Annotated in this window: 13 protein-coding genes; 9 read left to right on the top strand and 4 right to left on the bottom strand. The window is 61.2% G+C overall.

Annotated elements, in window-relative coordinates; genetic code table 11:
• Positions 1-2: 2 nt before the first annotated feature.
• Positions 3-470, top strand: a complete 468-nt coding sequence (locus ASE36_RS13425) for a hypothetical protein (RefSeq protein ID WP_062280208.1) — start codon at positions 3-5, stop codon at positions 468-470.
• 264 nt (positions 471-734) lie between these two features.
• Positions 735-1,841, top strand: coding sequence for a TRAP transporter substrate-binding protein (locus ASE36_RS13420; RefSeq protein ID WP_062280205.1), 1,107 nt, complete (start codon positions 735-737; stop codon positions 1,839-1,841).
• A gap of 110 nt (positions 1,842-1,951) precedes the next feature.
• Here ASE36_RS13420 and ASE36_RS13415 read toward each other — a convergent pair whose 3' ends face one another.
• A complete protein-coding gene (locus tag ASE36_RS13415) occupies positions 1,952-3,838 on the bottom strand; it encodes a TRAP transporter large permease (RefSeq protein WP_062280202.1) in 1,887 nt (628 codons plus the stop codon).
• Position 3,839: 1 nt separating this feature from the next.
• Positions 3,840-4,391, bottom strand: coding sequence for a TRAP transporter small permease subunit (locus ASE36_RS13410; protein WP_082511064.1), 552 nt, complete (start codon positions 4,389-4,391; stop codon positions 3,840-3,842).
• Positions 4,392-4,756: 365 nt separating this feature from the next.
• Between ASE36_RS13410 and ASE36_RS13405 the strand changes: the two genes are divergently transcribed.
• The 3 genes from ASE36_RS13405 (at position 4,757) to ASE36_RS13395 (ending at position 8,334) form a co-directional block, all read left to right on the top strand.
• Positions 4,757-7,066: a putative bifunctional diguanylate cyclase/phosphodiesterase gene (locus ASE36_RS13405; protein WP_062280199.1), complete on the top strand. Its 2,310-nt coding sequence runs from the start codon at positions 4,757-4,759 to the stop codon at positions 7,064-7,066.
• A 163-nt stretch (positions 7,067-7,229) separates the two neighbouring features.
• Positions 7,230-7,979, top strand: coding sequence for an N-acyl amino acid synthase FeeM domain-containing protein (locus ASE36_RS13400; protein ID WP_062280195.1), 750 nt, complete (start codon positions 7,230-7,232; stop codon positions 7,977-7,979).
• A gap of 130 nt (positions 7,980-8,109) precedes the next feature.
• Complete coding sequence (locus ASE36_RS13395) at positions 8,110-8,334, top strand: aa3-type cytochrome c oxidase subunit IV (RefSeq protein ID WP_062280190.1); 225 nt, start codon at positions 8,110-8,112, stop codon at positions 8,332-8,334.
• Between the two features lie 160 nt (positions 8,335-8,494).
• Here ASE36_RS13395 and ASE36_RS13390 read toward each other — a convergent pair whose 3' ends face one another.
• Positions 8,495-9,343, bottom strand: a complete 849-nt coding sequence (locus ASE36_RS13390; protein WP_413813662.1) for a tetratricopeptide repeat protein — start codon at positions 9,341-9,343, stop codon at positions 8,495-8,497.
• A 153-nt stretch (positions 9,344-9,496) separates the two neighbouring features.
• Complete coding sequence (gene rpsU, locus ASE36_RS13385; protein WP_062280187.1) at positions 9,497-9,721, bottom strand: 30S ribosomal protein S21; 225 nt, start codon at positions 9,719-9,721, stop codon at positions 9,497-9,499.
• A gap of 304 nt (positions 9,722-10,025) precedes the next feature.
• Here rpsU and ASE36_RS13380 point away from each other — a divergent pair, with 304 nt between their 5' ends.
• Genes ASE36_RS13380 through ASE36_RS13365 form a run of 4 tightly spaced genes read left to right on the top strand, consistent with a single transcriptional unit; the run spans position 10,026 to position 15,155 of the window.
• The gene (locus ASE36_RS13380; RefSeq protein WP_062280185.1) at positions 10,026-11,279 is read left to right on the top strand and encodes a sarcosine oxidase subunit beta family protein; all 1,254 of its coding nucleotides are present in this window, start codon (positions 10,026-10,028) and stop codon (positions 11,277-11,279) included.
• Between the two features lie 18 nt (positions 11,280-11,297).
• Positions 11,298-11,618, top strand: a complete 321-nt coding sequence (locus tag ASE36_RS13375) for a sarcosine oxidase subunit delta (protein ID WP_062280182.1) — start codon at positions 11,298-11,300, stop codon at positions 11,616-11,618.
• Complete coding sequence (locus ASE36_RS13370; RefSeq protein WP_062280179.1) at positions 11,615-14,608, top strand: sarcosine oxidase subunit alpha; 2,994 nt, start codon at positions 11,615-11,617, stop codon at positions 14,606-14,608. Before ASE36_RS13375 ends, ASE36_RS13370 begins: the two co-directional genes overlap by 4 nt.
• On the top strand, positions 14,601-15,155 hold the full coding sequence (locus ASE36_RS13365; protein WP_062280176.1) for a sarcosine oxidase subunit gamma: 555 nt from the start codon (positions 14,601-14,603) through the stop codon (positions 15,153-15,155). The genes ASE36_RS13370 and ASE36_RS13365 overlap by 8 nt, the downstream gene beginning before the upstream one ends.
• Positions 15,156-15,283 lie beyond the last annotated feature (128 nt).

Below are 15,283 nucleotides of genomic sequence, written 5' to 3'. Positions count from 1 at the left end.
CCATGAAGGCCTATCTCCAGGTGCTGGGTGTCTCGGCCGTTTCGGCGTCCGCGTCTGCCGTTTTCCTGTCGCTATGGATGGGGCAGGGGCCGGCAGCCGTCGCTGACCAGGTTCCCGATTCCATCATTGTCGGGGCAACGCCGCCTGCGGGGGTGTTGGCACCGCAATTTTCCGCCGCTTCCCCGCCTGCAATCTTTTCCGTCTCCAATTTCTCGCGAAAGACCGTTTGCCTCGTGGAGCGAGGGGCGACGCTGACGAGCCGCAGCCGGGACTTCTTTGCTCCGCCCGATTGCGAATCCGTATGGCCCGGCCTCGCCCGGGCGACGAACTGGACGCAGAACGAAGACGGCAGCGTCACGCTGTCCACCGTTCACGGCGCGCCTGTGCTGACGCTCGTCCGGGGCAAGAGCTTTTCCTACGAGGTGGCCGATCCGGCCGAGGCGGATCTGGCGCTTCTCATGGTGCCCTGACCGACCACGTGACGAATCCCTTGAGTGCGTGCACAGGCGCTGGCGATGCAGCGGGTTGATCCGCACGTATCATTCGTCCGCGCTAGCGGGCGTCGGAGCAGGCGGCTTGCAACTGTCACGGGCGGCATGCACGACCAAAGTCTAGTCCGAAAGACCAAGGCGCTTTGGCTTGAAAGGGCTCGTCCAACATGATTAGCTCACATGTCAGCGCCGGGAGGGGCCGAGACGTTCCGCCGGTCGAGGAGTTTCACAGGGAGGAAATACATGGATCGCAGATCATTTATCAGAAAGGCCGGCGCGACCGGGGCGGGTGTTGCGGCTTCCGCAGCGCTCGCCGCACCCGCTATTGCGCAGGAAAACCCGAAGGTGACATGGCGCCTGACGTCGTCGTTCCCCAAGTCCCTCGACACTATTTATGGTGGCGCGGTCGACCTCGCCGACCACGTGAAGGCCGCCACCGGTGGCAATTTCGAGATCCAGGTCTTCGCAGCCGGTGAGATCGTCCCTGGTCTGCAGGCTGTCGATGCCGTGTCTGCCGGCACCGTCGAAGCGGCCCACACCACTTCCTACTATTTCTGGGGCAAGGAGCCGACCTTCGCCATCGGCACGGCGCTCCCCTTCGGCCTCAATGCGCGCATGTCGAATGCCTGGTTCAACCAGGGCAATGGCAACACGCTGATGAACGAGTTCTACGCGACCCAGGGTCTCTACGGTCTGCCGGCTGGCAATACCGGCGTGCAGATGGGCGGCTGGTTCCGCAAGGAGATCAACACGGTCGACGACCTCAAGGGTCTGAAGATGCGCATCGCGGGCCTCGCCGGCAAGGTGCTGGAAAAGGTCGGCGTCGTGCCGCAGCAGCTCGCCGGCGGCGACATCTATCCGGCGCTGGAAAAGGGAACGATCGATGCGGCCGAATTCGTTGGTCCGTATGACGATTCGAAGCTCGGCTTCCACAAGGTGGCGAAGTACTACTACTATCCCGGCTTCTGGGAAGGCGGCCCGGTCGTGCATGCCTTCTTCAATCTGGAAAAGTACAACGCCCTGCCGAAGCACTACCAGGCTGTCCTGACCGACGCCTGTGCCTTCGCCAACACCAATATGATGGCGAAGTATGACACGAAGAACCCGCCCGCGCTGAAGCAGCTGGTGTCCGAGGGTACCGTGCTGCGACCCTTCAGCCAGGAAATCATGGAAGCCTGCTACACGGCGGCAACCGAGATCTATGCCGAGCTTTCGGCACAGAGCCCGTTCTTCAAGAAGACCTATGAAGATCAGCTGGCTTTCAAGAAGGACGCCTATCTCTGGGCACAGGTCGGGGAATACACCTTCGACACCTTCATGATGATCCAGCAGCGCGCGGGCAAGCTCTGATCCGAGCTTGCAACGAATGAGAAAAGCCCTGGTCGAGGATCTCGACCAGGGCTTTTTGTCGTTGGTTTCTGATGCGAGCCCCGCCGGAGGGGCGGGGCTGACGCTCCGTATCAGTTGATGACCGGCGGCTTGCTCAGGTCGATCGCAGGGGGCGGTGCCGGTGCGGGCGTTGCCGGCTGGGCAGCAGGTGGCGTGCCCAGCTCAAGCGGCGGCAGGCCAAGCGCTGGCGGCTGGGCCGGCGTGGTGGCCGGTGCAGCACCGCCGCCGAACTCCAGCGGTGGCAGGCCGAGGCTCGGCGCTTGCCCTGCCGCCGGTGCCTGCCCGTCGCTTCCAAGCGGCGGCAGACCGAAATTCGGCCCCGCATTGCCGCCAGGATTGGCCTGTTCCGGTATCGTGATCTGGATTGTGTTCGGATCGGTGATCACCACGTCGCCCTTGTAATGCATCACCAGCCCCGGGAAGGCGATGACGGCCATGATCGCCAGGAACTGAATGATGATGAAGGGCACAACACCCTTGTAGATGTCGAGTGTCCTGATCCCGTCCCTGAGCTCACCCGTCACCTTGTCCTTCCATTGTCCCTCGGGTGCGACCGAGCGCAGGTAGAAGAGCGAGAAGCCGAAGGGCGGGGTCAGGAACGAGGTCTGCAGGTTGATACCGAGAATGATGCCGAACCAGACGAGGTCGATACCATGGCTCTGGGCGACCGGGGCGAGCAGCGGCACCATGATGAAGGCGATTTCAAAGAAATCGAGGAAGCAGCCGAGAATGAAGACGATGATGGTGACGACAATCAGGAAGCCGTATTCGCCGCCCGGAAGCGCCAGCATCAGGTCTTCGATCCAGACATTGCCGTTGATGCCGTAGAATGTCAGGCCGAAAACGCGGGCGCCGATCAGGATCATCATGACGAAGGCCGAGAGCCGGGTGGTGGCGTCGAGGGCGTTCTTCAGCACGGATATCGACATGCGGCCCTTGGCAGCCGCGATGATCATCGCACCCGCCGCGCCCATGGCGCCGCCTTCGGTCGGCGTTGCGATGCCGAGGAAGATGGTGCCGAGCACGAGGAAGATCAGGGCGAGCGGCGGCACCATGACAATGATCACCTGCTGCGCCAGCCGCGAGATGACGTTGAGGTTGCGGCTCCGATTGATCAGGGCGAAGGCGTAGACCGAGAGGACGCCGAAGGCCAGCGCCGCGACCATCTGCCATTCCGCACTCTGAATGCCGGTGAACAGCACTTCGTGGCCGAGGAAATAGAGCGCAGCGCCGATCGCGATCATGACGAAGAGCGAGGTGACGCCATCGCCGAGCGTCCGGGCCTCGCGGGGCAGAGCAGGTGCCCATTCCGGCTTGATCAGAGTGACGGCGAAAATATAGAGGCAGTAGGCCGCAATGATCATCAGCGCCGGATAGAGTGCGCCGACATACATGTCGCCGACCGAGCGGCCAAGCTGGTCGGCCATGACGATCAGGACCAGCGACGGTGGCACGATCTGGGCGAGCGTGCCCGAGGCGGCGATGGTGCCGGAGACCAGAGGGCCGTTGTATTTGTAGCGCAGCATGATCGGCAGTGAGATCAGGCCCATGGCCATGACCGAGGCTGCGACGACGCCGGTCGTTGCGCCGAGCAGGGCGCCGACGAGGATGACGGCATAGGCAAGGCCGCCCCGCACGGGTCCGAACAGCTGCCCGATCGTGTCGAGCAGGTCTTCCGCCATGCGCGAGCGTTCAAGGATGATCCCCATCAGCGTAAAGAATGGGATCGAGAGCAGCGTGTCGTTGTACATGATCCCGAAAATGCGTTCGGGATGCGACTGTAGCAGCGGCCAGAATAGGCGGATCTCCGAGGAGATGTGCGAGACCTCGACGCCGAGTACGAAGTAGATCAAGCCGCCGGCAGCGAGCGTGAAGGCGACCGGATAGCCGAGCAACAGCATGGCCATGACGGTCGTGAACATGATCGGGGCAAGATTGTGGGCGATCAGGTCGATCATCTCAGGCCTCCGCGCTTTTCGTGGCTGGCTGCGTTGCCAGCGGGTCGTCTATGCGCCCCATCAGAACGGCGGCCCGCTTGATAATTTCCGAAAAGGCCTGGGCCGTCAGCAGAAGGAAGCCGAGGAGGATCGCCGCCTTCGCCGGCCAGATGATCAGGCCGCCTGCGCTCGACGAGATCTCGCCGCTGAAGAAGGACCGCCAGAACCACGGCCAGGCGAGATAGCTCATCAGCCCGGAGAAAGGTACGAGGAAGATAATGTGCAAGATAAGATCGATCCAGCTGCGGGTCCGCGCGCTCCAATTGCTCGACAAAATGTCGATCCGGATGTGCTCGTTTCGTTGCAAAGCATAGGCAGCAGCCAGCATGAATACTGTGCCGAATAGATACCACTGCAGTTCCAGCCAGGCGTTGGATGAGATGTCGAACGCCTTGCGAACGACCGCATTGCCCGCACTGATCAGGACGGCGGCAAGAAGTAGCCAGGACACCGAGCGTCCGATGACGCCGTTGATCCAGTCGATCAACCGCGAAACAGCCAATAAGAGGGTCATTGTTTTTTCTCCCCGTGTCTTTTCGTCCTTAGAGCATGGGTCTGTCACGCGCAACCGGAGCGCCGTTGCGTGATGGTGAGAGCCTACGAAAGTCGAATGCCGTTGCAACTCGACGGCACCGCAGCTCAGGGCTGCGCTATTGCCGAGAGTTTTAACAATCATGGTTTCCCGGTCTTAACACGTTCTCGTGTAGAGGTTGGCGTCCCGCTTTCGAGCAGTGCAGAGTATCGTGCTCGACGGCGGGATCACGACTGTGGCGTTTTGGAACATGGCTTTGGCGGTCACTTCTCGAGCAAGCGAGGCGAGGCGCTGAGACTTCGATTGGCAACGGATGTTTCGCGTCCGACCTTGCCGGGAGGCAGATGATGAGAGCCGAGAAGAGGCACGACCTGCACGTCCCGACGGACGTCTACCTGTCCTTCGTCAGTTCGCTGTTCGACAATCGCGCGACGCTGTTCACGGGAATGGTCGTGCATATCCTCACCTGCGTCGTTGTCTATATCCAGACCGGGGCCGCCTTCTACCTCTTCCTCTGCGGCTGCTTCGCCGCCGTTTTCGCCTACCGCATTTACTCGTTCAAGCAGTTCGATCAGGTGGACAAGCCGAGCCTGACGCGCGAAGGGATCGCCAGCTGGGAGATGCGCTATGTCCTGGGTGGGGCCTTGACGGCCGCTCTCCTCGGGATTGGCAGCGGTTACGCCATGCTGTCGTTCCAAGACACCTTCGCCGAACTCGCCTGCATCGCCGTTACCCTCGGCTCAATGGTTTCCGTCGTCGGCCGCAATTACGGTTCTCGACTGGCCGTCGATCTTCAGACGCTGGCTTGCTGTACGCCGATGATCATCGGCAGCCTTTTGGCGCAGGACCTGTTCAAGGGGCTCTTGTCCCTGATGCTCATTCCCTTCTTCCTCACCACGCGGGCGATGGCGAACGGGGTGCGCGAATTCCTCTATGAGAACGTGATTGCATCACGGGAGATGTCGAAGATTGCCGATCGATTCGATACGGCATTGTCGAATATGACCCACGGTCTCTTGATGCTCGACCCGGACAACCGCATCGAGGTGATCAATCGCAAGGCCTGCGAACTCTTGCATCTGGGCGACCGCACGCGGCTTGCGGGATGCGATCTGGATGTCGTTCTTCGTTATGGCGTGCGTCATACATTCGTTGACGGTTCGATGCCGAGCCTCTTGCAGACGCAACTCGCTCAGTTGACGCAAGGGATCTCCAGCCGGGCACTAATGCATTTTTCCGAAGGCCTGGTTCTGGAGTTTTCCGCGAGCCGGAGGGCGGAAGGCGGCGTGGTGCTGATCTTCGAAGATGTGACAGCACGGGTCCGCGCGGATCGGAAGATCCTGCATATGGCGCGTTATGATGCGCTCACCGATCTGCCGCAGCGGGGCTATTTCAATGAGCTCGTCGGTGAAAGACTGGCGCAGCAGGGTGGTTGTGGCTCGAAGATTGGCTTCATGTTGCTCGATGTCGTGGATTTCAAGCACGTCAATGATTTGAAGGGTCACCTGACGGGCGATCGGCTGCTTATGGCGATTGCCGCTCGCCTGACAGCGCTTGTGGCCGGGAAGGGCATTGCCGGGCACATGGTTGGAGATCAGTTCGCGCTGTTCTTCCCGAATTCTGACGACCAACTCGATCTTGAGACCGAGATGCGCGCCATCCATGCCGCTGCCGGCGGCAATTACGACATTGAAGGGCTGAGAGTGCCGGTTTCGTTCTCGGCCGGTGCTGCTGTCTTCGACAGTGCAGCCCTGCCGGCTGAAGAGTGGCCGGTCAAGGTGGACATCGCGCTGTTTGAATCCAAGGCGCGGGCCAAGGGGCAGTTCACACTTTTCGTTGGAGAAATGGATGCCCGCTATCTGGAGCGGCAGCGGCTGAAGGAGGATCTTCGCGCGGCGGTCGAGAATGGCGACATCACGGTGGTCTACCAGCCGATGTTTACGCCGGACGGCCGCGAGATCCGGTGCTGTGAGGCCCTTGCCCGCTGGCACCACCCCGAAAAGGGACCGGTTGCGCCGAACATCTTCATCCAGATCGCTGAGGAAATGGGGATCGTCTCCGCCATCACGCTGCATGTGCTGCGGCGGGCCTGCATGGATTGCCGGACTTGGCCGGAGGGGCTGGAGGTATCGGTCAACCTGTCGGTACAGGACCTGCGATCGCAAAGTCTGGTGGATAGCGTGAAGGCGATCCTGGCCGAGACGGGGCTGATCGCACAGCGGTTGCATCTGGAGGTGACGGAGAGCAGTCTGATCGAGGAACTGTCATCGGCGCGTTCCGTTCTGGAACAGTTGCGCAGCCTCGGCATCACCATCGCGATCGACGATTTTGGCACGGGCTTCTCAAGCTTGAGCTATCTCGACACACTTCCGATCGATGTCGTCAAGATCGACCGCTCCTTCGTGCGGGACATCGGCGAAAACAAACGCCGGCTGAAGCTCTTGCGCGGGATCGTCCACCTGAGCCGCGGGCTGGACCTCAGCATCGTCATCGAAGGTGTGGAAAACCGCGAGCAGCTGGCGCTTTTGTCCAAACATCACTGCGCCGACCTGATCCAGGGATATGTCTTTTCGACGCCGATCAGCCCGGTCGCCATCATCGAACTCGCTCGTGACGTTCAGGCCCGCAATGGCAAGGGCGACGCCGTCGTTGCATGATCACGGAGCACCGTCGAAGCCTTCCTCGCACTCCCGCTTGTGCGTTAACCTTTCATTAACCTTAACAATCAGTGTCTTAATAATCTGTTAATTTTGGGGGGAGGCAATGGTTAATATTGCGTGTTAGCTCTTAGTCAGGGCGAAACGTAATGAGTAGATAACCATGGAACTTGAGGGTTTTTCAGAGCGATTGATGCGCTATCTCGACCATGTCGAATACAGGCGGATCGAGACGAGCGAAGACCTGGAGGCGATAGAGCAGCTTCGCTACAAGGCCTATAAAGCTGCCAATGTCCTGCCGGTCGCTGTCCCCAGCATGATCGATGATGCGGATTTCGATCCCCACGCCTTCATCTTCGGCATCTACTACTTCGAGGAACTGGTTAGCACGATCCGGCTGCATCACGTGACTCCGGAGCATCCGCTGTCGCAGTCGGCCGGGGTATTTCCCGACGTAATGGATGCCTATCTCGATGCGGGGCTGACGCTGATTGATCCTGCCCGGTTCGCCATTGATCCTGCCGTTGCGGCCGAGTTGCCAATTCTACCCTATATCACGCTGCGACCCAGTATTGTGGCGGCCGCATATTTCAAGGCGGACCGCGTGTTGCAGCATGTGCGGCCCCATCACGCCGCATTCTACAAGCGCGTCTTCTATGCTGAAACCATTGTGGAACGGCGGATGACCGAGATCTATGGGCTCGAACTGACGCTGATGGCCACCAACACCCACACCACCGGAGACAAGCTCCTGCGGCGTTATCCGTTCTTCGATTCCGGTGTGCATGAGCGACGGTTGATGTTCGGCCGTCAGGAAGCTCTCAGGCTCGTCGATCCGCTGACCATTTTGCCTTCGGCGCGACTCGTCGCCAATGGCAAGATCAGCGGTGCGATCGCAGGGCTGGATTATTGACGCAGGTCGCGAGTTGCGATTGCGCTCGGTCCGACCTTTGTGTATGCGGAAAAAGACGAAAATTCACCGTTTGCGGCGCAGGATGAGATTCTCCGCCGGTGCGGCCCGCGATTGAACTGGGAGATCGAAAATGAGCGAAGAGCATTCTGGTCCTGTCGAAATCGGTGCTTCGATGGACTACCGGGAACACGACAAGACCTATGATCTTTTCATCGCCGGCGCAAAATACGGCACCGCCATCATCGTCGCGCTGATGCTGGCCATGGCTGCCGGCTTCTTTGGTGGTGCAGGCTTCCTCGGCGGCACCTTCATCTGGATCGTGCTGAGCGTCGCTGGCGTCTTCCTGCTGCGTTGAGCCATCATCAAGACCTGCTATCTGGCAGGTTTGCATATCAAGGGCGATCCATCATGTGGGTCGCCCTTTTTCGTTCCGCGCTTGGTTGTTCCTCTCCGGATCAGGCACAAAAAACGGCGGGTTTCCCCGCCGTTTGTCGATCTGTTGCGATGGTGAGTGATCAGGCGCCGCCGCGCGTCCGGTCGAGACCCTGCTTGGCCGGCAGATATTTCGGGTCGAGCTGGAGGGCGTGCGAATAAGACTTGGCCGCACGGGCCTTGTCACCGCGACGCTCGTAGACCAGCGCCTGGTTGGCCCAGCTCTCGGCGAGCTTGTCGTTGAGCTCGATCGCGTGGTTGAAGTCGGCGAAAGCGTTTTCGTCGTCGTTGAGGGCGATATAGGAGACGCCGCGGCCGTTATACGGTTCCGGTGCGCTCGACGAGAGCGAGATCGCCTTGGAGAAGTCGTCGATTGCCTTATCGTGCTGGCCGCGCAACTGGTAGATCAGGCCGCGGTTGTGATAGGCGCGGCCATCGGTGGTGTTGAGCTGGATGGCGCGGTTGAAGTCGCCAAAGGCCTCGTCGACCCGGCCTGCCTGGCGATAGATGTTACCACGACCAATATAGGCGACATCGTAGTTCGGGTTGATCTTCAGCGCCGCGTTGTAGTCCGCGGCCGCTTCGACCGGCTTGCCCATGTTGCGGTAGACGAGCGCGCGGTTGGCATAGGCCTGGTAGAATTGCGGGTTGATCTGCAGGGCGGTGTTGAAATCGTCCAGCGCCTGGCGGAACTGACCGGCACGACCATAGGCCGAGCCGCGCACATTGTAGCCTTCAGGATCGCGCGGATTGGACTGAATGACGGCCGAAAGCGAGGCAATGTTTTCTTCCGAGCCCTGGGCTCGGTCGATACGGATCACGTCCGTCGTTTCGGTCGTCGTTGCGCAACCGGCCAGAGCAAGCACGCCGAGAAGGGCGGTCGCTGTGATCAGGCGTTTGCTGCTGATGGCGTTGAAGGCGGTCGGGAGCACGGGGCTGTTCATCATGGAGCGCATCATCCGGCCGCTGCCAGCGCCATTGAAGGCCCGGTGACAGCGATAGTTCGTGTTGGATATCAAAAGAGCGGCGGCGATTCGTTTCGCCCCCGCCCTCATCTCACAGGAAAACGTCTAAAACGGGGCCGATCAGCGACCGCGCGCAGCCGGCAGCAGGCCTTCGCGCTGCATCTTCTTGCGCGCCAGCTTGCGGACGCGACGAACAGCCTCGGCCTTTTCGCGTGCGCGCTTTTCAGACGGCTTTTCGAAGAAGTCGTGCATCTTCATTTCGCGGAAGACGCCTTCGCGCTGCAGCTTCTTCTTGAGAGCGCGGAGCGCCTGGTCAACGTTGTTGTCGCGGACTAGTACCTGCACGTGTATCCCGTTCCTTTGGTTTTCGAGTTGTGGACTTCCGCCGGTGAACGCCACACAAACGGAAACAGCAAAAAGTTTCGCGCGGCCAATTGAGTCCGGCGATTGGGCTGCGAATTAGCAGATCCACCCCCAAAAGTCCATATGGCGCAAGCCCTGTAGCCGATAAAATTCGTGTCGGGAGTGGGGCGAGAGGGCGTGTCGAAAGACGGGTGGCATTGCGTCGCAAAACGGACGTCATGGCGCAACTTGATTTGCGAGGAGTATCCATCTACCCCAGTGCCTGAACCACAGGAGTTTAAGGCGAATGCGCAAATATTCGGTCTTTGCCGTTGTCCGTGAGGCCATGCGTGCCCACAAGGGATGGGAGGCTCAGTGGGTCTCTCCCGAGCCGCGGCAGTCCTATGACGTGATCATCATCGGCGCCGGCGGCCATGGTCTCGGTGCGGCTTATTACCTGGCCAAGGAACACGGCATCACCAATGTGGCGGTGATTGAAAAAGGCTGGCTTGGCGGTGGCAATACCGGCCGAAACACGACGATCATCCGGTCCAACTATCTCTATGAAGAGAGCATGGACATTTACGAGCATTCGCTGAAGCTCTGGGAAGGCCTCAGCCAGGATCTCAACTACAATGTCATGTATTCGCCGCGCGGCGTGATGATGCTGTCGCACAATGTGCATGACCAGCAGTCGTTCAAGCGCCATGTGAATGCCAACAATCTCTACGGCATCGACAATGAGTGGCTGACCCCGGAGCAGGCCAAGGCGTTTTGCCCGCCGCTCGATATCTCGAAGAATGCCCGTTACCCGATCAATGGTGCAGCGCTGCAGCGTCGTGGCGGCACGGCTCGTCACGATGCGGTCGCCTGGGGCTTTGCCCGTGCGGCGTCGGATCGCGGCGTGCACATCATCCAGAATTGCGAAGTGACCGGCATCCGCCGTGGCCCGAATGGTGAAGTGACCGGCGTCGACACGACCAAGGGCTTTATCGGTGCGAAGAAGATCGGCGTGTCCGCTGCCGGCCATTCCTCCGTCGTCATGGGCATGGCGGGCGTTCGTCTTCCGGTTCACTCGACGCCGCTGCAGGCGCTCGTGTCCGAGCCGCTGAAGCCGATCTTCCCCTGCGTCGTCATGTCCAACACCGTGCATGCCTATATCTCGCAGTCCGACAAGGGCGAACTGGTCATCGGGGCCGGCACCGACCAGTACAATTCCTATAGCCAGACCGGCGGCATGCAGATCATCACGCATACGCTTGATGCGATCTGCGAGCTCTTCCCGATGTTCCGTCGGGTGAAGATGATGCGCCAGTGGGGCGGGATCACCGACAACACGGCTGACCGTTCGCCGATCCAGAGTGTCACGCCGGTTCCGAACCTCTTCGTCAATGCCGGCTGGGGGACGGGCGGGTTCAAGGCGACGCCGGGTTCGGCAAACCTCTTTGCTCATCTCATCGCCAAGGGCGAGCCGCACCGGCTGGCCCAGGGCCTGACGCTCGACCGGTTCCGCACCGGCCGCCTCATTGACGAGGCAGCCGCCGCTGCCGTTGCGCACTGATATCAGGGATCGATCAACATGCTGGTCATCAAATGCCCCTATTGCGAAGAAGAGCGTGCAGAGCTCGAGTTTCGCGCCGCCGGTGAAGCGCATATCGCGCGCCCGGAAAACATCGCCTCGATCACGGACGAAGAGTTCGCGGACTACTTCTTCCTGCGCGACAACCCGAAGGGCATCATCTTCGAGCGCTGGCGCCATATCCATGGCTGCGGGCGTTTCTTCAATGCGGCCCGCGACACGATCTCCGACAAGATCCTGCTGACCTACAAGGCCGGTGAACCCATGCCCGATCCCGCGACGCTTCAGTCCGCAACCGTCACCAAGGGAGAGAAGGCATGAGCGCTGCCAACCGTATCCCCGGCAAAGGCCGCCTGACGCCGGCGCTGACTGCCCGGTTCACCATCGATGGCCGCACCTTGACCGCCTACGAAGGCGATACCGTTGCGTCTGCCATGATCGCCAACGGCATGCATCTCGCCGGCCGCTCGTTCAAGTATCACCGCCCGCGCGGCATCCTGACCGCAGGCCCGGAAGAGCCGAACGCGCTGCTCGACGTCTCGCGTGACGCTGCCCGCCGCCAGCCGAATGTGCGGGCGACCGTGCAGGAAGTCTTCGACGGGATGAAGATCGAGACGCAGAACCGCTGGCCATCGCTTTCGCTTGACATCGGCGAGGTCAACAACCTGCTCTCGCCCTTCTTCGCCGCCGGCTTCTACTACAAGACCTTCATGTGGCCGAAGGCTGCCTGGCACCAGATCTATGAGCCCTTCATTCGTCGCGCCGCCGGCCTCGGCCATGCGCCGAAGGAAGCGGATCCGGATCATTATGCCAACCGCTATGCCCATTGCGACGTGCTGGTGATCGGTGGCGGTGCCGCCGGTCTCGCCTCGGCGCTTGCCGCCGCCCAGACGGGCGTGCGCGTGATGATCGTCGACGAGCAGCCGGAAATGGGCGGTGCCTTCCACTTCGACACCGGTGCGACCGTCGACGGCCAGAGCGGCTGGGACTGGGCGCAGGCCACCGTCGCCAAGCTCAAGGGCATGGCCAACGTCACCGTGCTGTCGCGCACGACCGCCTTCGGCTATCACAACCACAATTACGTGGCGCTCGTCGAACGGGTCACCGACCATATCGCCAAGCCCTCGAAGAACCAGCCGCGGGAGCGGCTGTGGCAGGTGCGTGCGAAGCGCGTGATCATCGCCAGCGGTGCGATCGAGCGTCATATGGTGTTCGCCAACAACGACCGTCCCGGCATCATGCTGGCGGCGGCGGGCCGCACTTATCTCAACCATTTCGGCGTCGCTGTCGGTGCCAAGGTCGGCGTCTATACGGCGCATGACTCGGCCTATGAAGCGGCGATCGATCTGAAGAAGGCGGGCGTTTCTGTCCCCGTCATCGTTGATGCGCGCGAAAAGCCGGGCGAGGGCGTGCTTGCCCAGGCGCGTGCATTGGACATCGAGGTGCTGACCGGCCATGGCGTGGTCGACACGGCTGGTCGTCTGCGGGTCCGCTCGATCACCGTTCGCCGCAATGGCGGTGGCGCCACCCGCAAGATCGAGGTCGATGCGCTGCTGATGTCTGCCGGCTGGACGCCGTCGGTTCACATGTTCTCGCAGTCGCGCGGCAAGCTGAAATATGATGCCGCCAATGACCGTTTCCTGCCGGATGTTTATGTTCAGGATTGCGTTTCCGTTGGTGGCTGCAACGGCACCGACGACCTGCAGGCGCTGCTTGATGAGGCAACGGCTGCCGGTCTCTCCTCGGCAAAGGCTGCGGGCGCAACCGAAACGCCCGCCATCCCGTTGTCGGGTGCCAATGCGCATGCCTGGACCGGTGGCATGATCGGTGCCGCCGAAGGCGCTGGCCGTGAGGACAACGTCAAGGCCTTCGTCGACTTCCAGCATGATGTCTGCGCCAAGGATATCAGGCTGGCCGTGCGCGAAGGCATGCATTCGATCGAGCATATCAAGCGCTTCACGACCAACGGCATGGCCTCCGACCAGGGCAAGCTCTCCAACATGCATGGTCTCGCCATCGCGGCAGAAGTGCTGGGCAAGGAAATCCCGCAGGTCGGTCTCACCACCTTCCGCGCGCCCTATACGCCTGTCACCTTCGGCACGCTGATCAACCATTCGCGCGATGCGCTGTTTGATCCGACGCGCAAGACGCCGATGCATGCCTATGAAGTCTCCCAGGGCGCCGTCTATGAAGACGTCGGCAACTGGAAGCGCGCCTGGTATTATCCGAAGGGCGGCGAAGACATGCATGCTGCCGTCAATCGCGAATGCAAGACCGTGCGCGAGGCCGCCGGTGTGTTCAACGCCTCGACGCTCGGCAAGATCGAAGTGGTCGGCCCAGATGCAGCGGAGTTCCTGAACCTGATGTACACCAATGCCTGGGACACGCTGAAGCCAGGCAAGGCGCGTTACGGCATCATGACCCGCGAAGACGGCTTCATCTATGACGATGGCGTCGTCGGGCGTCTGGCCGAGGACCGCTTCCACGTGACCACCACGACGGGCGGTGCGCCGCGTGTCATGAACCACATGGAAGACTATCTGCAGACGGAATTCCCGCATCTGAAGGTCTGGCTGACCTCGACCACCGAACAATGGGCGGTCATTGCCGTCCAGGGTCCGAAGGCGCGCGACATCATCGCACCGTTCGTCGAGGGCATCGACATCTCGAACGAGGCCTTCCCGCATATGAGCGTGGCCGAAGGCAAGTTCTGCGGCGTGCCGACGCGGCTCTTCCGCGTGTCGTTCACCGGCGAGCTCGGCTTCGAAGTCAACGTGCCCGCCGATTTCGGCGCCGATGTTTTCCGGCAGATCTGGGAGCGCGCGCAATCACTTGGTGCTTGCCTTTATGGCACGGAGACAATGCACGTGCTGCGCGCTGAAAAGGGTTACATCATCGTCGGCCAGGACACCGACGGCACGCTGACGGCTGACGATGCCGGCCTTTCCTGGGCGGTATCGAAGAAGAAGACCGACTTTGTCGGCATTCGCGGAATGAAGCGGCCTGACCTCGTCAAGGAAGGCCGCAAGCAGCTCGTCGGCATCTTCACCAAGGATCCGAACGAAGTGCTGGAAGAGGGCGCGCAGATCGTCGCCAACCCGAACCAGCCCAAGCCGATGACCATGCTCGGTCACGTGACCTCGTCCTACTGGTCGGAAAACCTCGGCCGCTCGATTGCGATCGCCATGGTATCAGGTGGACGCGGCCGTATGGGCGAGACGCTTTATGTGCCGATGAAGGACAAGACCATCGCGGTGGAAGTCACCGACATGGTGTTCGTTGACAAGGAAGGAGGCCGTATCCATGGCTGATATGTCTGTTGCAGAGCGCAAGACCGTTATCGCCGGCTTCCACGGCGGCAGCGCCAAGGTGCGCCTCACGCCGGCGCTTCCCGCCAGCCGCGTTTCGCTTCGGGCCGGAGCCGATGCCGTGGCGGGGCTCTCCAAGTCGCTCGGCGTCAAGCTTCCGACGAAGCCGAAGACATCCGCCGCCACCAAGGGCAGGACTGCCTTCTGGCTGGGGCCGGATGAGTGGCTGTTGATCGACGAGACGGGCAGCGACCTGATGGCCGATTGCGCCGCGTCCGGCGTCCTCCATTCGGCGACCGATATCTCTCACCGCAACACGGCGATCATCGTCTCGGGACCTGCTGCCGCCGGTACGATCAACAGCGCCTCCCCGCTTGACCTGTCGCTGGCTGCTTTTCCGGTTGGTGCTGTCACCCGCTCGGTGTTCGGCAAGATCGAGATCATCCTCTACCGCGTCGAAGAAGAGACGTTCCGGATCGAATGCTGGCGGTCGTTCGCGGAGTATGCGTTCGGCATGCTCGCCGAGGGCGCGGAAGATGCCTCGCTCTGAGGGGCGGGGTGTTTCACCGGATTTGAGGAGGCCGGGGTGACCCGGCCTTTTCGCGTTCGGGTGCTGCTTTCGCTGCGGTGTGGTCCTCATGGTATGGTGCGAACGGACACACCAGAGCAAGGAGGTCA

The organism is Rhizobium sp. Root274 (genome assembly GCF_001429245.1).
In the GTDB taxonomy this organism is placed as follows: Bacteria; Pseudomonadota; Alphaproteobacteria; order Rhizobiales; family Rhizobiaceae; genus Allorhizobium.
This window is presented reverse-complemented; position numbering and strand designations above follow the sequence as displayed.